Below are 19,290 nucleotides of genomic sequence, written 5' to 3' on the forward strand. Positions count from 1 at the left end.
AAACAGGTTACGGTTAGTTGTGTACCTCTAACTTCCTATGGCTTCCTTCAGACCTTACCGTTAGCCAGTAACGCCCTTGCCATTCGGATTGTCTTCCCCTTAGTCAGGGTGACTCCGCTATCTTTCAAGCGGACGGGTTTGCCAGCTTCGCTGGGCAAACAAAAAAAAGCCCTGTAAATATACAGGGCTTTTATTAATTACTCATTAGTTAAACGATTTTAGAAGCGAAACGACGCACTAAACATTACGTAACGAGGTGCTTGATAAGAAATTGGCATTAGGAATTCAGTATTCGTTCCACCTGATTCCGCATCTTCATCAACACGAATTACAGCTTGGCTATCAAATACATTGAATAAGTCAGCTTGTAAAGTTACATCAGCACCACTGAATTCAGTGGTGTATTGTAAACTTAAATCCAACTGAGTTTTCCATGCTGTGCGACCAAAGCTGCCTCGTGGTAAGTATTCATCACCAACAAAATAAGTCTGACCGTATGCGTACTCATCATTTTCGTCACCGTAACCTACTGGTAAACCTTCCCCAAAACCGTTGATTGGACGACCAGATTGAATTAACCAATTAACCCCCAACAACAAGTTTTCAGTAATTGCATAAGAACCATAAGCTTTAATAGTATGACGGCGATCATTTGGCAAATTACCGTTAGCACCGTCCATCAAATATGGAAAATCCCAGTCAGTAGTCAAACCTGCATCATCCTGACCATTGTCTGACTTGACATATCCTTCAGCATTACCGTAATTATGTGCCCATGTGTAGGTAATATTAGCAGACCATACATCATCCCACTGTTTTTCCATTACGAAGTCCCAAGATACCCATTTACGTTTTGGTTCCGGATACCCTAGATCGGCCGCGGAAATTTGAACTTCTTCAAGAGTACCGTCACCATCAGTATCATAAGATACTGTAATGTCAGTGTTCGGGTTTGTTAGTACGTAAACATTACTGCCGGAATCATTCCAACCATTGGCGCGAATAGCCTTATCGATCGTAATATCATCAATAACAGAACCAAGATCACGAAGAGTAAACTTAACACCAAATGACCAATCATCATTTAGCATGGTCTGGTATCCAAGAATTAATTCATCTTGGAACATTGGTTTAACCGAAGTATCCAGTACTTCCGCAGGATCAGGCACAGTACCGTCACTGTTGACGACTCCACCTAAAAACTCTCCGAGTTGGGGTGTATCATCACCATTTAAGCCATCAAGAATGTAATAATCCTGAGTAAATAATTCTGCGCCAGCCATACGAATATTTGTGTTAGCCGCAATTGGCAAATGATAACGTCCATAGTTAGCGTATAACTTGGAATCTCCATCACCATTTACATCCCATGAAATACCTAGACGAGGAGCAATCTGATTATCAACTTTAATAAACGACTCTCCTTCAGCATTTTTATTATTGAACGATTCGCTACGTACACCAATGGTTGCAGTGATTGTATCACTTACTGTCCATGTATCTTCAATATAAAAAGCATTAGATAATGTATCAAACTCACCACCTGTTCGATAATTACGGTCTCGTACTATACGAGTATCATCTTCTGTAGCTGTATAACCAATAGAGTCAATAGAGTCACCAGCTTCATAAATATAATATGCATAATATCTGTTACCAGAATAGAATGTTAGATCTGTGGATGTATTAGATTCGCTATCGTAACCAAAACGAATTTGATGGTCATCAAAGTACGTCATTTCACCATCGATACGGAATGCTTCTCGAGTATCTTTACCTGATGTAGGTGTAGTATTAGCCCAGCAACCTAAATTTTCACGTGATGGATCCCACGAGATGATTAATGGACAATCAGTATCAAAAGCGCTTTGATCGGTTAAGTCAGCCTCGTTTTTACCATATAAAGCTGACAATACGAAATCGTCAGTCATATAACCAGTATATTTAAGCGAGTAGTTTGAACCACCACGGTTAGATAATGCTTCGCTCACCTCACCACTTTCTTCCCCCGTCCTGTAATCATAGTCACGAATGAAAGTAGTCGTCGTGCGCTCATCAGAGAAACCGGTGAACTCTAGTAGATGGTCCGCATTGATTTGCCAATCAATTTTACCACCCCAAAATGCATCATCACTCTTATCTGTATACAATTCCGTACCTGAAGCGACAGCATAGTCTTGTTCGATATCACGAGGGTTGTACATCACATAAAAGAATAATGTGTCTTTAATCAAAGGACCAGACAAATAAATATTCGCATCTAATTTGCTGAATGAATCACCCTCATTGAAGGTTTTCATTGAACCGTCACGATTACGAATATTGGGGTTATTTTCAGAAAAATCTTCAGGCGTGTAATAAACATTTGCGCCATATTCCCATTCATTGCTACCGCTCTTTGTTACAGCATTAATAACACCACCAGTAGAACGACCAAACTCAGCAGAATACCCACCTGTTTTAACCTGAAATTCCTTATAGAACTCAAAAGGAATAGTCGAACCACCCAAACCATTACGGAAATTAGAAACATTTAATCCGTTAACAAAGTAAGCATTTTCAGCAACTGATGCGCCGCCAAAAGATGCCAGATTACCAAAACGATTATCCCCTTGAGTCGTGCCAGGAGCCAACAATGCAACAGCAGTAGAATTGCGAGCAATCGGCAATCGGGCTAATTCAACTGCACCAATGTTGAGAGAAGATTCAGATGACGTTGTGTCAATGGAACGGAATCGACTACCAATAACTTCAATTGTTTCGAAACCATCGCCGGCCATAGGAACAGTGACACGAGTTTCACCTATTCTGATATTAATATTCTCAATCGCTTCTGATGAGAAACCATCTTTGATGGTAGTAAGAACATATTGTCCTACAGGTAATGTAATAAAACTATAGTCCCCATTTTCATCAGCAACAACCGAGCGTTGATAGCCAGTTTTATTATTCCTTATTGTTATTGTTGCACCAGCAACGGCCATATTTTTTGTATCAACAACCGATCCTTTCAAAGAACCGTCATTGTTACCTGCATAGGCTACTGCAGACATTCCCAATGATGCCGAAACGGCCAAAGCCGTTATGCTTTTTTTTAGATTAAACATGTATGTCTCCCTGGACCACAATTTTAGTGTGTTTTGTCGTTTAAACGACTTTTAATTTAAAAGGTAGTGAACCTCGCAGCAAATAGTATACGTAAGTAGGGCGCTTGGTCAATAACATGAGCAGCTTAGATTATAAGATATAAACAAATAACCATTAAACATCCCTAAACTAGTAAGAATTTGTTTACAATTTTATTATGAAATGATTTTTTGTTACGTTAATTATTCCTACCATGAATTTAAAACATTCACTATTGTGAACTAATAAGAAAGTTAAAGTGTTAGACGAAACCACTTAACAATGTATATATTAAGTATGGATTGAATAATTAAAGGTAAATGACATGAAACTAGATGATGATATTCATAATTATTATGAACACTTGGTATTAGAAAGAATTGAAATTTTAGGTTTGAATAAATCTAAAAATGAAGATTACTTGGCTGATCTATGCTGCCTTGCACTAAACCAGATACCACCAAGATATATTAGATTTGAAGTGGATATGTCGTTTTATCTGCCGCAAAGTGAACGTCAACAGATGGAAATGAATGCTGTGAATGCAGTAAGTCAGGCAATGAGCTTCTTGGATCAAACTAGCATGGAAAAGACACTAAATAAGGTAACCTGATATAAAAATTGGTGGTGCCCTTCCAGCCGCACCTCGGCACATGAGTCGTTTGCTGCGGCTGCTCCCTTCCAGGTCTGACCGGGTTCACAAAGTATCATTGCGAGGGGACCAAAAGGTCACCATTGAAAGACCTTAACAAAATTGAAATCTTCTCGTTAAAGCGGGCGCATTATGAACAAAGCTTATGTCAGATGCAACCCACTTTTTACAACAATGTATTCAATGTATAAAAATCAGCCAAAACGTTCTTCCGCAATTTGATTGGCGACAATATTGGTTGCAACTCCTTGTGACTGAGCGCGACGGTATATCTCAACTAGTGTATCGCTGATTTTTTCGATATGGTCTCGTAATCCTTTATCTGAACTAGAGATTGATTGATGATAAATGTCAATTATTCCACCCGCATTGATCACATAATCTGGAGCATACAGGATCCCTTTATCCGCTAACAACTGACCAAACTCTTCTTTTGCTAATTGATTGTTCGCAGCCCCAGCAATAACTTTTACTTTAAGTTTTGCAATATTTTCGGCATCAAGAATGGCTCCCATTGCACAAGGGGCAAATACATCAACATCTAAATCATAGATATTTTGAGGGCTGACGGCGATTGCAGAAAATTCGCTGACTGCTTTTTCAATGTTTTCTGGATGGATGTCGGTTACATATAATATGGCACCCTGTTGATGTAAATGTTTGGCCAAGCGTAGTCCAACATGCCCCAAACCTTGAATGGCGATTTTTACCCCTTTAAGCTCTGAATTCATGGCATGTTCTACCGTTGTCTTAAGACCTACGTAAACGCCATATGCTGTTGAAGGAGCAGGATTTCCGTCAGCAGGTTCCGAATTAATATGATATTTAGCATGAATACCAGACACATGTACGGTTTGTTTTCCCATTAACTTCAAATCATCAACTGTTAAACCTGAGTCTTCAGCGCTGATGTATTTCCCAGATAAACTATCAATGAACTTGCCCATAGCTAACAATTTATCTGAGGTTTTTTCAGTTCGAGGATTACCAATAATAACCGCTTTGCCCCCTCCTTGTTTAAGTCCAGCCATCGCCGCTTTATAAGTCATGCCCTTGGATAATCTCAATACGTCTCGCAATGCTTCTTCACCACTAGCATAGGGCCACATTCTGCAACCACCTAGGGCACTACCAAGGTTTGAATTATGCACAGCAATGATTGCTTTTAACCCGCTTATTTTATCTTGATAAAAAGCCACATGTTCGTGTCCATCAAATTCGCTATGCTCAAAAACCGACATTTTTTTCACCCGTTAAATATTCTAATAGGATAATCATATCCCATAAGAGCTAGGACATTTTTTGCGACTTTATTGTGCAGTTAAAATAGTTAAGCTGATAAATCACAGATGAATTGAGTCACTAGGATAAATATCCTCTTTTTTGTCTTGAAAAAGAATTAAATTTTCATCATGCTAGCAGATAAGTTAATACTCTCAATTAAACACAATATTTTATGAAACTAGATAAATTCGATCGAGAAATTTTGCGTGTCATGCAAAAGGACGCGACTGTTTCGATGGCTGATTTAAGTCAAAAAGTGGGATTGTCACACACACCCTGTTGGCGAAGAGTTAAACGCCTCGAAGCTGAAAAAGTTATTCTGCAGAAAGTGACATTGTTAGATAATAAGAAGTTGAATTTAGGCGTGTCAGTTTTCATTTATGTCACGTTAAAGAATCATGACGGTGAGTCATTAAATGACTTTGAAAAGGCGGTTCAAAACATTGAATCAATAGTTGAGTGTCATACCACAAGCGGAGATAAGGATTATTTGCTAAAAGTCATTGTTGAAAGTATTGAGGAGTATGAACACTTACTTAAGACTAAATTGACTTACCTGCCCTTAGTCGACCATCTCAGTTCTACTTTTGCACTTAAGCAAGTTAAAAATACCACTGAATTGCCAATTAAAAATCTATAAATAACCTGCTAGTCTTGCACTAGCAGGTTCTTGCAAAAAAACTTTTTTAAGCTGTTAGCAAGCTATGGCGAATTTACTCTTGCTCAATGGACTCAATGATTGTTTGTCATCACTTTGCTCAAACATTCATTACTTTTAGATTGGATGATTTCAAAAAAATTGGCTCAATCGCGATAAAACTCAATATTTACAAACAAAAATCAGACTATTTTTACCGTCTTTTTATTGATCCCGTAGTCACGCAATTTATTGGCAATCGCGGTATGACTTAATCCTAGTTTTTTAGCCAACTGCCTTGTACTTGGATAACTGGGGTATAACCGCATCAGAATGTCTTTTTCAAAACGTTTCACTTCATCATCTAAACTACCGGCAAATTCCTCTGATACAAAACTCAATGTTGCAGAGCATGACGGCAGTTGAATATGTTCTTTCTCTAATTCGGTACCTTCTAGTAATGAAACCGCTCGATAAAGTGCATTTTCAAGTTGCCTAACATTGCCAGGCCACGGATAGGTTTGTAAATAATCTAGACAAGCCTTAGTCATCTTAGGTGCTTTTCGGCCCAATTTCACACTGTGTTGTTTGACGAATCGCTCAGCTAATGCAACAACATCTGATTTACGTTCCCGTAATGGGGGTAAAACCAAACTCAACATATTTATACGATAAAATAAGTCTTCTCTAAATTGCCCCTCTTGCATTAACTTACCTAAGTCTTTTTGAGTAGTACAAATTAACCGAACGTCGAACTGCAACTCTTCCCCGCCGCCCATCCTCTGATAGCTGCCTTTTTGTAGTACCCGCAAAAGTTTTACCTGAAGCTGTTCAGACATATCACCGACTTCATCCAAGAGCAAAGTACCACCCTGCGCTTGTTCTAACAAACCCACTTTACTCCCAGCCTGTCCATCAGCCCCAGAGGCATGACCAAATAATTCTGCCTCAGTAAAATCATCCCACAAAGACCCACAGTTTAACGATAAAAATGCCTCCTCATTGCGTCTACTTGCCTCATGGCATGCCTTGGCGAGTATCTTTTTTCCCGTTCCCGTTTCTCCAAAAATAATGATTGGTCCATCCAACTCAGCTATTCGTTTGGCCTCTTTCACTACGTTTTTCATCGCTTTACTATCGGCTTGGATAGAGATAAAACTATCTACGCTAGCCTTATGAAAAACGGTCAATTGTTGACCTAACCTGAGTTCAGATTTCAGCATAAATACTGCCCCCGCCAATATATCAGCGCCATCAGAGTCAGGCACCATAACGGGCAACATATCAAGTAAATAATCTTGTTCTAAAAATCTGATCCTTTGTGCTTGGGCTTGGGGGTTTTTAGCTTCCAACCAACGGATCACATTAAATCCTTTAAGAAGTTCAGCAATATCACTCCCAATAATGTCATTTTTAGGTACTTCTAGACTTGATACAACCGCATCATTAATCAAGATGATTTTGCCTTTGGTATCCACCGAGAAAACCGGATCGGGCAAAGTCTGCAACAAAGCTTTAAGTTGATATTGCTCTCGTTCGATGGGCATAAAAGGTGTAGTTTTCACATCTTCTATACCTTCAATTTTGCGTATTTTAGGCATCAAATGTTGAAAATCTGCAAACTCAATATTGGGGAAGTTTAAAAAGATCTTTCCTAATTCATCAATTTCAATTCCCCGCAGATCAATTTCATGCTCAACTAATATATCTAACACATCTTGAGCAATGCCCAAACGATCCTGGCAGTTTACTTCTAAGCGCATTTACAACCCCGTTTTGAATACAACACTAGACCAGCCCAATTTGGGCTGGCGTAAAGATATTATTACAATTGGCTAAGCTAAGAAAGTGTTATTACTTGGCAGTTTATACTGCTTCATAAACCTACTTTTTGGAGGGGTTGCAAATTCATTCATATATAAAAAAATATCAACTGGCTTGTTTTTCTTTTGGTAAAAACCTAGGTGCAAATAAACCTTGTTGTTTGGCTTGTCTAACCAAAGCCATAATATCCATATCAGCGATATCAAATAAGGAGTCAAATGATTCCAGTACATAATAAATAGGTTGCATAATATCTATACGGTAAGGGGTTCTTAATGCGTCCAATGGCTGCATTGGCATATGAACACAATCATCTGATTGCAACGCATGAATTGTCTCGCCGGGAGAAGATAACACCCCCCCACCGTAAATTCGAGTACCATCAGGCGTATTAACTAAACCAAACTCTACAGTAAACCAATACAACCTAGCTAAAAAAGCTCTATCTTCTTTACTTGCAGCATAGCCAAGTTTTCCATAGGTATGAGTAAAGTGTGCAAAAGCAGGATTAGTTAATAATGGACAATGACCAAATATTTCATGGAAAATATCTGGCTCTTCCAAGTAATCAAACTCTTCATTTGAACGTATAAAGGTCGCTACAGGGAATTGTTTGTTAGCGAGTAAACGGAAGAATTCATCAAAGTTTATCAAAGAGGCGACTTGTTTTACTTGCCATCCCGTTGCTTTAATTAATACCGAGTTAATTTCAGCTAGTTGGGGAATTCGTTCCGAGGGTAAATTAAGCAATTCAAGCCCATGTAAATATTCGTCACAGGCTCTGCCTTTAAGCAAGCGCAATTGTTTTTGTAACAATTCGGTCCAAATTTCATTTTCTTGTGCACTCCAATTTACCAGACCACTCTCATCAGGTTGATGGGATTTATAACGAGTATTTTTTGACATGCAATTAAAATAATTTATTGGCTAACATAGATAAAATTGTACGCGTCCTAAGCTAAATCAAAAGTCTAAGGCATGTATTTGTTTTGTGACTCAATTGTAAATATAAGCTTACAATCATTTTAATCTACACAGCAAAAAAGCGTTTTAAACTTATCTAAACTGCTTGTTTAGATCCGCCAATAATTGTTTACTGATAACGGACAAACCCGGTTTGGTTTGTGATATCCAAGGTAGAGGTCGGCTTTCATCAATTGCCTTTAAACCAATTCTAGCAGTCAACACTCCGGCACCCATTCCTTGTGCAATACGAGTAGATAACTTACCAGCAATCCCTGCACTTAATGCGTAATTACCGGCATCAGACAAAATTTCGGCAGCACCTGCATACAGCATAGTGTGGAATATTTTACGGATTAACTTAATTCTGGCCGAATAACCTAAATGTAAACCATATATTTCACTCACCTGATTCATCATCCGAATATTACGCCACAGCACGATTAACATATCCAACAAAGCAAAAGGGCTAACAGCTATCATGGCACTTGCTGCAGAGGCATTTTTGGTCACTTGTTCCATGGCCAGTTTATCAATAGGAGCTAACACTAAGTGTTCAAACAAACATAACACTTCACTATCACAGTGATGAGGATCGAAACTTTCACGCCAATTTGCTACCAAGTTCTGATAATCATTTGGAAGGCTTTTGGCTATTTTCAAACAATGTTGCTCGGCCAAACCCATAACACTAGTGTTAGCCATTTGCTCAGATTGGGTTCGAATGTCACTCTGACGCTTAAGTTGTTTCAGTCCAGTGTATTCAACAAAAACTTGACGCAAAACTAACATTCCTAGCGCAGCAAAAATAGCGAGCCAAACACCTGCTAACCAATCCATTTGCTCAATCATCGTAATAATAAAAAATATTAACTCGGCGCTACTTGCCAGTAATATCGCAGCAAACAAAAACGGCAACCATTTATTTCCGGTTTTCTTAATCGTTAACGCCTCTGAAAACGTCAGTGGTTGACCTTCATATATAGGATCATCGCTTACCTCAATTAAATCAACATCGGTAACAATAAGCGCTGGTTTGACTCTAGGTTGTGACTGAATGTCACCGTCTTGGTTGTTAAAAACATGCGCACTTTTAAGTGTATTAGATGTATTTTCATCAAACTGATTTTGTTCATTGGATACAGTCGATTGTTTCATATTAATTTATCCGCCAGCAGAAAATCGAGCACTTGATCCATTCTGATATGTGGCAGTACATATTGAGTATTCATCAGAGGTGGAGATAATTTTGGGAACTCAAACTTTTGCTGTTTCCAGAAGTCTGGACTTGGGCAGCTTTGTGGTACCTCCCCAGGAAATAAAGTGATGGATGCGCCCTGTTCATTTCTCCCTTGAAGCACTGGAATACTCTCACCATTGAGTTGACTAAGACCTGACTTCGAAGCGCGAATAGCTGATATAGCAGTCGACTCGGTACTCACACCATCAAATTGTATTTGTTTCCTTGCACTATGCAACATGCTTTCCAACAGCTTGACCAAATTAGTTTGCTGTTCAGGTGTAATGTGATCAGCCTTACTTGCAGCAAACACCAACTTATCAATTTTAGGTTGAAACAAACGATTAAGTATATTGGAAGAGCCATACTGGAAACTCCCCATCAACCAATCTAATGCCTTTTGTAAATCTTGGTAACTATGAAAACCACGATTTAGTGCTGACAAACAATCAACTAAAACAACTTGTCTATCAAAACCTTTAAAGTGATCTTTATAAAAGGGTTGTACCACTTTGGTTTTGTAGTGTTCGAAGCGCTGACTCAATAGCTCTACATTACTACCTTTTACTGGTTTGTTGAGATCACCCCTCTGTTGTTGAAGCTGTACATCCGTAAGAGGAAAAAAATGTAAAACAGGCGCTCCAGACAATTCTCCCGGTAAAATAAAGCGACCAGGTTGCAACAATTGATAACCACGAGTTTGGCAATCAATTAAATACTGGCTGTACAGCTCAGCAATTTTTTGTAGCGCTAATTCATCCCCTTCGGCATTTAAATCTAAACGGTTCACAGCAGTAAAAAAAGGACCCGCTATGTCATGCCTGAGTGGGTCGTTGAGTTCCTCCTGACAATGCCTAGACCACTGAGCATAATCCATATCCAGTAACGGCAAGTCCAGTAACCATTCTCCGGGATAGTCGGTGATGTCCAAGGTTAGCGTGGCGTCTTCAGTCAAATATTGACTCAACCCCCGACTCTTTTTGTATTTTATTTTCAGCCTTACCTGGGAGATACCTTTTGTGGACGAAGGCCATTCAGGTGACGTTTGGGTTAGTTTAACCATAGCGTCTTCGTAAGCAAAACGACTAAAGGTTAAGTTGGGTTGCACATCTCGTTTTACACCAATCAAACGGGACTCTCTTACCACTGAAAAAAAAGGCAGATGCGCCGCTTCATTGGCTTCAATAAGTTGGTTAACCAAAGAAGTAATAAAAGCCGTTTTGCCACTGCCGCTCAACCCTGTTACGGCTAAATTAACATGATTATTGACCAGTCTTGCCGCTGTTAGTTTTAGCTTTTGTTTGGTGTACTGAATATTAGGATGTTGAAGAAAGGAAGTCTGCATAAAAACTGTATCAGCCTTATTGAATTAGAAAAGCAAAACACTTAGGGCTAACATTCTGCCAGCCCCATTAAAAATTACATTATAGTTTACTTAATTCTCGATTGAGTTGAAACTCAGAAGATGTCACATAGGTCTCCATTTTTCTGAGCCTACATTCATTTTTTGCAAAACGTTCTTTGATATCCATAAAAGCCTGTTTAGGTGGTTCACCTGCTTGCCAAACTTTAGACTTCACCACTACTTTTTCTGATTCTGCCTCTGATACATTATGCCATCCCTTGCCCTGAACTTTATTGTGGTGGCTTGTAGTTGCAGATCCGTCATCTCTTGGTCTAGCTGACAAACCTCGAGGCTTTTTTTCCAAAATAAACCAGGCTGCAATATAACCAACAAAGAAAAAAGGTGGTGCTAATAAGAAAAACCCTGTTAGGGTTAGAATTCTTACCAGCCATATTTCCATGCCAAAGTATTCGGCGATACCAGCACACACCCCGGCAATTTTTCCTTTACTCGGGTCGCGGTGTAAACTGCCAAAAGTTTTCATACTTTATTCCTCCACTCTGGTGCCTCTGCATCCAAAATTGACTCTAATGTATGAATGCGATCTGCCATTTTTTCTGCTCTGTCAGCTAATTCCTGTAATGTCCCATATTCGGCTTCAGTCAGTCCCTGATTCATTTGCTTTTTGCTCCGGTAATGCATTATCAGCCATATCGGAGCGACAAAGATCATAAATATAATGATAGGTGCTACTATGATTCCAATCACGTCTTCCACAATTAATCTCCTTTTTGAAAATGTCTACCGACCTTTTCGTTCTTACTTTTTATCAGCCGTTGCTTTACTTTGCATATTTTTCTTTAACGCCGCCAGTTCATCATCGATCTCATCATCTGACTCAAGTTCAGCAAATTCATCAGCTAAGGTCTTTTTACCTAAGTCGTAAGCATCAACTTGTGACTCTAAATCATCAATTTTACGCTCGTATTGCTCAAATCGCCCCATTGCAGCATCGACTTTGCCACTGTCTAACGTTTTCTTTACTTCAAGCCTAGAACTGACTGTTTTCTGGCGTAACATAATGGCTTTTTGACGTGTTTTAGCATCGGCCAATTTGTCTTGTAACTGCCCCACTTCACTTTGTAATTTAGTGATTTGCTCATCGATACCTTTAAGTTCAGACGACAAAGCGCTGCCGTGTTCGTCGCATTTTTTCTTTTCTTGCAGTGCGGCGCGAGCTAAGTCTTCTCTATCTTTACTAATAGCTAACTCTGCTTTCGCTTTCCAATCTTTGGCTTCGTTTTGCATTTTATTAATTTGCGAAGAAATCTCTTTCTTACTAGCCAATGTCTTTGCTGAAGCAGAGCGCACTTCAACCAAAGTGTCTTCCATTTCCTGAATAATTAAACGTACCATTTTTTCTGGATCTTCGGCCTTATCTAAAATGGAATTAATATTTGAGTTCACTATGTCTGTGAAACGCGAGAAGATACCCATAGTCATTACCTCTTTTATCAAATGTTAGTTAAATACTGTTACTTAACTGGTTTATTGGTTTTTCTTATCAATTACTATTTACTATTCAATTTGCAGGCCAACATCATAATTTAACTAAATTACTGATTTTAAAGAAATATTAATTTACACGCCGAAGCTTGAGATCTACAATATTTTGTAAGCAGACTATTAGTTAGTCGTTTAGACCATTTTTTGAGGATATTGATGAGCCGTTTTCGCCAACAAGATAAAATGCTAGGTCAATCTAATAACTTTTTAGAAGTGTTAGAGCAAATCTCACAAATTGCGCCTTTAAATAAACCTGTTTTAATTATTGGTGAAAGAGGCACGGGTAAAGAGCTTGTAGCCGCCCGTATGCACTTTTTGTCAAAACGCTGGGAACAAAGCTATCTGACACTGAATTGCGCAGCTCTAAACGAAAGTTTGTTAGAAAGTGAATTATTTGGATACGAAGCAGGCGCTTTTACTGGCGCAGCTAAACGCCGAGAAGGGCGATTCGAAACAGCCGATAACGGCACCCTCTTTTTAGATGAACTGGCCAATACTTCAGGCATGGTGCAAGAAAAACTGCTGCGAGTGATTGAATATGGTGAATTTGAACGAGTGGGTGGTTCTCGCAGTGTGAAAGTCGATGTTCGATTGGTAGCAGCAACGAATGAAGATTTACCTGCACTGGCTGACTCAGGCGAATTCCGAGCAGATTTGCTAGATAGATTGGCATTTGACGTAATTACCCTGCCCCCTCTGCGCGAACGTAGAGATGACATCATGATGTTAGCGGAAAACTTTGCGATTAATATGGCTAGAGAACTAGAGATGGAGCTTTTCAGTGGTTTTACTGAGAAAGCCAAACGCATTTTATTGGATTATCATTGGCCAGGTAATATTCGTGAATTAAAAAATGTGGTTGAGCGCGCCGTGTATCGCAGTAACAATCCCAATTTGCCTGTGCATAATATTGTTTTAGATCCTTTCGAGTCTATTTATCGCCCGCAAAAAAGAACCAAAACACTGGATAGAATGGCTCAGACAGAGGTTGTGCCTTTTCCTACTGAAGCCACTGAATCATTGCCACAAGTTCCAGTAATCTCTGCTCAACAAAAAACCAATCCTGTCTTCGATTTTCCTGTCAATTTGAAAGAACTTTCCCAAGACTTTGAGATTGATTTAATTAACCAAGCATTAGCCGAAAGTCAATTTAATCAAAAGAAGACAGCAGAAAAACTTGGATTAACTTATCATCAATTACGGGGTTATTTGAAAAAGTATAATTTGTTAGAACAAACCAACGAAGAAATGGATTAAGCTAAACTTGTGATTATTCTCGACAAACACCATAAAAACATTTGGTTCAAAACAACTTTAATTGTCTTGGCGAGTGCTTTATTGTGTTCATGCGATGCGCTTCTGCAATCAAAAACAGATCCCAATGGTATTGTTTATTGCTCAGAAGGAAGTCCGGCCAACTTTAATCCACAATTAGATACCTCAGGCACAACGGTTGATGCTTCGTCCCACCAAATATATGACCGATTAATCGATTTTGACCCTGTAACTGGAGATATAGTACCCGCGCTAGCGACAAGTTGGCTGGTCAGTGATGACGGTAAAACCTATACCTTTCAACTGAGACAAGAGGTCTCTTTTCACAATACTGAAACGTTTAGCCCAACCCGCTACTTTAATGCTGACGACGTTTTATTTAGTATCGATCGTTGGCGCCTGATTGATCATCCATATCACGACGTATCAGGTGGTAGGTATCCTTATACTGACAGCTTGAATCTTGGCGGCTTGATAACCCAAGTGAAACGTTTAAATGGTTATAGAGTAGAAATTACTCTTAATAAACGAGAAAGCTCTTTTTTAGCTAATCTTGCGACAGATTTTTCTGTCATATTATCCGCTGAGTATGCTGATGAGTTAAAATCACGAAATCAAAAAGAACTGATAGATTCTATCCCAGTTGGAACTGGACCTTATCAACTGGCAAGCTTTCGTCAAGACCGATATATACGCTATACAAAACATCCCAAGTATTGGCGTGAAATTGAGTTAACTGACAAACTCATTTTTGATATCACTCCTTCCAGCTCACTTAGATTAGCTAAATTACTCACCGCCGAATGTGATGCGATTGCGTTACCAGCCCACAGTGAACTTGAAGTGATACGTCAACAAGAAAATTTAGTGTTAGCTGAAAAGCCGGGCTTTAATGTAGGATTTTGGGCGTTTAATACATCTAAACCTCCATTTGATAATCCACTGGTGCGCAGAGCGTTAGGTATGGCAATCGATAAAAATGCCCTGATTGAAGCCATTTATTTTAATAGTGCCGTTGCGGCAAAAAATATTGTTCCTCGCACATCTTGGGCGTTTCAAGCTGATGTTAGACCTCTTAATTACAATCCGATCGCGGCAAAGAAGTTATTGCGTGAGCAAGGAGTCCCTGAGGGATTCTCGATGACAGTATGGGCGATGCCTGTGCAACGCGCTTATAATCCAAATGCCATGAAAATGGCTGAATTAATGCAAGCCTATTTGCAAGATGTCGGCATACAAGTCAATATTATCAGTTACGAATGGTCAACGTTTAGGGAACGTTTAACCGAAGGGCTACATGACTCTGTTTTAATTGGTTGGTCAGCAGACAACGGCGATCCAGATAATTTTTACCGCCCACTTTTATCCTGTTCAGCTATAAAATCAGGTACTAACAGAGCAATGTGGTGTTCCAAGGAATATGATTTATTGATTAATAAAGCTTTAGAGTATACTGAAATCAGCGAGCGGACCTATTTTTATGGTAAAGCCAATGAACTTTTGGCTGAAAAACTGCCTTTAATCCCCATAGCTCATGCATCTCGTTATCAAGCTTATAGGAAAAATTTGGACGGGTTAGTGATTAATCCCTATGGCGGTGTGCGGTTTGCTGGAGTGAAAAAGCTCTAATGGCTAATGTATTACTGCGTTATACAAATCTAGTTCTTGTTACCCTTTTTATCTTAAGCTTATTATCTTTCCTTTTGGCTTATTTATTTCCTGGGCAAGCCTTGGAAAACCTGACGGGTCTGAGGCTTAACGAGTTGTCTGAACTACAAAATAGTCAGATAAAATACTCTGTGGACAACAATATATTTGTCCAATACTGGCATTACGTGGGCGAACTATTTTCAGGCAACTGGGGGGTCAGCTTCAATACAGGTTTGCCGCTATATGAAGATGTTGGCCGTTACCTTCCGGCTAGCATAGAGCTGAGTTCGTATGCGCTCTTATTATCTTTTTTCATTGGTCTGCCTTTAGGTTTTATAGCTGCATTGCGACATCATAAACTTACCGATTACAGCTTGCTGTCGGTGAGTTTATTGGGCTACTCCATACCAGTATTCTGGCTAGCTTTGATCATGATCCTAGTCTTTTCTTTGCAACTAGGATGGTTTCCATTATCTGGACGTATTAGCTTATTATTTGAAATCCCCAGCATCACTGGTTTCATCTTAATAGATATTTTATTATCTGATTTAATCGATAAACAATCAGCATTCATTGATGCTTTGAGGCATCTTATTTTACCCACTGTATCTATTGCTGTTGTCACCACAACTATGATATTTCGAATCACAAGACGTTCAGTAATTGAAACCTTAAATAGCGAGTTTATCTTAGCGGCTTATGCCAGAGGTTTAACGCCAACACAAGTATTAATGCGCCACGGTGTGAGAAATGCGCTAATTCCTATTTTGCCATTATTAGCCATGCAATTTCCTACTTTGTTAACCAACGCCATGATAGTAGAAAGTATCTTTTCTTGGCCAGGTATAGGCAATTGGCTTATTCAGGCTATTTATCAACAAGATTACCCCGCGATAAGAGCAGGAATGTTAGCTGTATCTGTTTTGGTTGTTATTTTCACTATGTCTATTGATCTTATTATTCGTCTAACCGATCCAAGACGCAGAAGGGCTGAACGTGCAGCAATCTAGTTTATACCAGGAAGAACATCATCCCTCTCCACTGCAATATACTTGGATGGAATTCAAAAATAATCATATCGCTGTCGCAGGATTATTTTGTTTTGCTTTTTTTCTAATCATTACTGTCTTTTGCCCATTATTAGCGCCCTTTGATCCGAATATGCAACAAACAGGAGATTTGATGATACCTCCAGCTTGGGATCCTAATGGTGGTATCAGTCATGTCTTTGGAACCGATGCCTTAGGCCGTGATTTATTATCACGTATTATCTATGGCTGCAGGATGACCTTTGGTATTAGTTTGTTGTTAGTTATTGTCGCAATGCTTCTTGGTGTTGGTTTAGGAGCACTAGCGGGAATGAGTAGAGGATTCCGCTCAAGTTTTCTTAATCATACTTTAGACTCCATTCAAGCCATTCCAACTCTGCTTATCGCCATCATTATTATCGCTATTTTAGGGCCAGGATTGGTCAATAGCATGTGGGCTATTGCTCTGGCACTGATACCTCAATTTATGCACCAAACTCGGGATTTTGTAAGGCATGAATTGTCTAAAGAATATATTATGGCGGCTAAACTCGACGGTGCCAGTAAAACACATATCTTTGCCCACTCCATTTTGCCGAATATGGGTGAAATGTTAGTGGTGCAAGCCACCTTAGCTTTATCAATTTCTATTCTTGACATTAGCGCTTTGGGATTTCTCAAATTAGGTGCTCAAGCGCCCTCTTCTGAACTAGGTGCAATGCTCTTGGAAGGTATTGATGTGGCTTACATTGCACCTTGGACGATTGCTCTGCCCGGTGGGGCGTTGTTTATGATGATTATTTCTATCAACTTAGTAGGTGATGGTCTGCGCTCAGCACTTAGAAATAGGTTATTACACTAATGGTATTGCTTGATATCAAAAACCTAACCTTAGAAATTGATATATCATCAGAATGGGTAAAGGCACTAGATAAAATCAACATGGTGATCCACGAAGGTCAAATTCATGCCTTGGTCGGTGAGTCAGGCTCAGGGAAAAGCTTGATAGTTAAAGCGATTGTTGGGGCACTACCTAAGCGCTGGCGAATAACTGCCGACCGTATGACATGGAAAGGACAAAATTTATTGACCATGTCTGCGAAAGCTAGGCGCAAACTTATTCGTAAAGATATATCGGTGATCTTTCAAAATCCTATTGAATCACTCGATCCATCATTGACCTTAGGCAAACAACTAAAAGAAATGCTTCCCAGAGACCAATTAACTAAAACCTGGTTTTGGCAGCGCAACGACGAAAAACAAGCATTGGCGATAAAATTGCTGCATAAAGTAGGCATTAAAAATCATCAACTATGTCTAGCTAGCTATCCTCATCAAATTGCCAACGATGTGGTGCAGAAGTTTATGATTGCCATGGCGCTGGCTTCTGAGCCTAAATTAATTATTGCCGATGATCCCACTAGAGGTATGGAAGTTACCTCAAAGACACAAATATTGAAGTTACTCAGTAGAGTCAATCAAGTGAGAGGCATGAGCGTTTTGTTTGTCAGCCACGACTTATTAGCGATATCCAGTATGGCCAGTTATATGACTGTTTTATATTGTGGGCAAACCGTTGAAAGTGGTGACTTAAAACAACTCAGAAAACGCGCCTTTCACCCTTACACTCAGGCCCTATTAGATAGCGCTCCTAGTTTTCGCAAAGACCTGCCACCCAAATCGCCTCTTAGCTCATTAGATGGCACTATCCCGACTTTACATCATTTACCCATAGGCTGCAGATTAGGCCCAAGGTGCCCGAGAGCACGCAGAGAGTGTGTGGAAACACCTCAAATCAGACGGGTTCATACCCATTTCTACAGTTGTCACTTTCCACTTCATTGGGATGCCAAGTAATGGATCTTATCAATGTTGAAGCGTTAACCTTTCAAAATAGAACAAAAAGTATGTGGTCAAAAAGCAAGGTGACTTTTGATTTAGGACCTGTCAGTTTTAATGTTAAATCTGGTGAAACCTTAGCTATTGTTGGCAATAACAGTTCAGGTAAGTCCTTGTTAGCCAAACTACTTGTGGGTTTAGAAACGCCTAAAAGTGGCAAGATTTTTATGAATGGAGTGGAACTCAATAAATCCAATATTAGTGTCAGGTGCCACGATATTAGAATGATTTTTCAAAATAGTAATGATTCCCTCAACCCTGGGCTGACATTGGGTTCCATTCTGGAAGAACCTCTGCGTCTCAACACTAAACTTAATGGTCAACAACGCAGGTCACTTATAGAGCAGACTCTTAGACAAGTGGGATTAATGGCAGAGCATCAGTTTTTTTATCGGCATATGTTGTCTGATGGACAACGGCAACGAATAGCCTTAGCCAGAGCTCTAATACTGAACCCCAAAGTGATTGTTGCAGATGAACCCTTTGCAGCGCTAGATCCATCAGTTCGCTCTCAAGCTGTGAATCTTCTGATGAAATTGCAGCGGGATTTAGGGCTAGGTTTTATCTTTATTTCCCACAATCTAGGCATTGTTAGACATATATCTGACAAAGTGATCATCATGAAAGATGGCAAAGTAGTGGAGTCAGGGAAAACGGATGCCATCTTTAATTGGCCTAAAAACGAATACACAAAAAAATTAGTGGATTCTCATCAAGCATTGATAAATGGACAAAATAATCAACGCTAAAACTTTCAGAACAGGTGCTACTAAATAAAACGACTACTTAATACCATCGATG

The 19,290-nt window shown here is 39.4% G+C and carries 17 protein-coding genes and 1 other RNA gene; 8 read left to right on the forward strand and 10 right to left on the reverse strand.

Going from position 1 to position 19,290, the window contains the following annotated elements; genetic code table 11:
• Positions 1-218: 218 nt before the first annotated feature.
• Positions 219-3,107, reverse strand: coding sequence for a TonB-dependent receptor (locus tag CXF95_RS00575; protein WP_101196898.1), 2,889 nt, complete (start codon positions 3,105-3,107; stop codon positions 219-221).
• A 344-nt stretch (positions 3,108-3,451) separates the two neighbouring features.
• On the opposite strand from CXF95_RS00575, the gene CXF95_RS00580 reads away from it, so the two are divergent.
• Positions 3,452-3,739, forward strand: a complete 288-nt coding sequence (locus tag CXF95_RS00580; protein WP_101196899.1) for a late competence development ComFB family protein — start codon at positions 3,452-3,454, stop codon at positions 3,737-3,739.
• Between the two features lie 17 nt (positions 3,740-3,756).
• On the opposite strand, the gene ffs is transcribed toward CXF95_RS00580, so the two are convergent.
• Positions 3,757-3,853, reverse strand: an RNA gene (gene ffs, locus CXF95_RS00585) — signal recognition particle sRNA small type.
• 119 nt (positions 3,854-3,972) lie between these two features.
• Positions 3,973-5,019, reverse strand: a complete 1,047-nt coding sequence (locus CXF95_RS00590; RefSeq protein ID WP_101196900.1) for a Glu/Leu/Phe/Val dehydrogenase dimerization domain-containing protein — start codon at positions 5,017-5,019, stop codon at positions 3,973-3,975.
• Positions 5,020-5,234: 215 nt separating this feature from the next.
• On the opposite strand from CXF95_RS00590, the gene CXF95_RS00595 reads away from it, so the two are divergent.
• Positions 5,235-5,702, forward strand: a complete 468-nt coding sequence (locus CXF95_RS00595; protein ID WP_101196901.1) for an Lrp/AsnC family transcriptional regulator — start codon at positions 5,235-5,237, stop codon at positions 5,700-5,702.
• A 200-nt stretch (positions 5,703-5,902) separates the two neighbouring features.
• On the opposite strand, the gene tyrR is transcribed toward CXF95_RS00595, so the two are convergent.
• From tyrR to pspA, 7 genes are all read right to left on the reverse strand, one after another.
• Positions 5,903-7,462, reverse strand: coding sequence for a transcriptional regulator TyrR (tyrR, locus tag CXF95_RS00600; RefSeq protein WP_101196902.1), 1,560 nt, complete (start codon positions 7,460-7,462; stop codon positions 5,903-5,905).
• Between the two features lie 166 nt (positions 7,463-7,628).
• Positions 7,629-8,429 (reverse strand): phenylalanine 4-monooxygenase, encoded by an 801-nt coding sequence (gene phhA / locus CXF95_RS00605; RefSeq protein WP_101196903.1) that lies wholly within the window; start codon positions 8,427-8,429, stop codon positions 7,629-7,631.
• Between the two features lie 150 nt (positions 8,430-8,579).
• Complete coding sequence (locus CXF95_RS00610) at positions 8,580-9,644, reverse strand: YcjF family protein (protein WP_101196904.1); 1,065 nt, start codon at positions 9,642-9,644, stop codon at positions 8,580-8,582.
• Positions 9,641-11,071 carry a YcjX family protein gene (locus CXF95_RS00615; RefSeq protein ID WP_101196905.1) on the reverse strand — a complete coding sequence of 477 codons (1,431 nt, stop codon included), beginning with the start codon at positions 11,069-11,071 and terminating at the stop codon, positions 9,641-9,643. The genes CXF95_RS00610 and CXF95_RS00615 overlap by 4 nt, the downstream gene beginning before the upstream one ends.
• 79 nt (positions 11,072-11,150) lie before the next feature.
• Positions 11,151-11,615 (reverse strand): envelope stress response membrane protein PspC, encoded by a 465-nt coding sequence (pspC, locus tag CXF95_RS00620; protein ID WP_101196906.1) that lies wholly within the window; start codon positions 11,613-11,615, stop codon positions 11,151-11,153.
• Positions 11,612-11,848, reverse strand: a complete 237-nt coding sequence (gene pspB, locus CXF95_RS00625) for an envelope stress response membrane protein PspB (RefSeq protein WP_101196907.1) — start codon at positions 11,846-11,848, stop codon at positions 11,612-11,614. The genes pspC and pspB overlap by 4 nt, the downstream gene beginning before the upstream one ends.
• 42 nt (positions 11,849-11,890) lie before the next feature.
• A complete protein-coding gene (gene pspA / locus CXF95_RS00630) occupies positions 11,891-12,568 on the reverse strand; it encodes a phage shock protein PspA (protein WP_101196908.1) in 678 nt (225 codons plus the stop codon).
• Between the two features lie 225 nt (positions 12,569-12,793).
• On the opposite strand from pspA, the gene pspF reads away from it, so the two are divergent.
• Genes pspF through CXF95_RS00660 form a run of 6 tightly spaced genes read left to right on the forward strand, consistent with a single transcriptional unit; the run spans position 12,794 to position 19,238 of the window.
• Complete coding sequence (gene pspF / locus CXF95_RS00635) at positions 12,794-13,894, forward strand: phage shock protein operon transcriptional activator (protein ID WP_101196909.1); 1,101 nt, start codon at positions 12,794-12,796, stop codon at positions 13,892-13,894.
• 9 nt (positions 13,895-13,903) lie between these two features.
• Positions 13,904-15,541 (forward strand): ABC transporter substrate-binding protein, encoded by a 1,638-nt coding sequence (locus CXF95_RS00640; protein ID WP_101196910.1) that lies wholly within the window; start codon positions 13,904-13,906, stop codon positions 15,539-15,541.
• Positions 15,541-16,572 (forward strand): ABC transporter permease subunit, encoded by a 1,032-nt coding sequence (locus tag CXF95_RS00645; RefSeq protein ID WP_101196911.1) that lies wholly within the window; start codon positions 15,541-15,543, stop codon positions 16,570-16,572. The genes CXF95_RS00640 and CXF95_RS00645 overlap by 1 nt, the downstream gene beginning before the upstream one ends.
• Positions 16,559-17,452, forward strand: a complete 894-nt coding sequence (locus CXF95_RS00650) for an ABC transporter permease subunit (RefSeq protein WP_101196912.1) — start codon at positions 16,559-16,561, stop codon at positions 17,450-17,452. Before CXF95_RS00645 ends, CXF95_RS00650 begins: the two co-directional genes overlap by 14 nt.
• The gene (locus CXF95_RS00655) at positions 17,452-18,447 is read left to right on the forward strand and encodes an oligopeptide/dipeptide ABC transporter ATP-binding protein (protein ID WP_101196913.1); all 996 of its coding nucleotides are present in this window, start codon (positions 17,452-17,454) and stop codon (positions 18,445-18,447) included. Before CXF95_RS00650 ends, CXF95_RS00655 begins: the two co-directional genes overlap by 1 nt.
• Positions 18,447-19,238: an ATP-binding cassette domain-containing protein gene (locus tag CXF95_RS00660; RefSeq protein ID WP_101196914.1), complete on the forward strand. Its 792-nt coding sequence runs from the start codon at positions 18,447-18,449 to the stop codon at positions 19,236-19,238. The genes CXF95_RS00655 and CXF95_RS00660 overlap by 1 nt, the downstream gene beginning before the upstream one ends.
• Positions 19,239-19,290: the final 52 nt, after the last annotated feature.

It is taken from the genome of Paraglaciecola sp. MB-3u-78 (assembly GCF_002835935.1).
GTDB lineage: Bacteria > Pseudomonadota > Gammaproteobacteria > Enterobacterales > Alteromonadaceae > Paraglaciecola.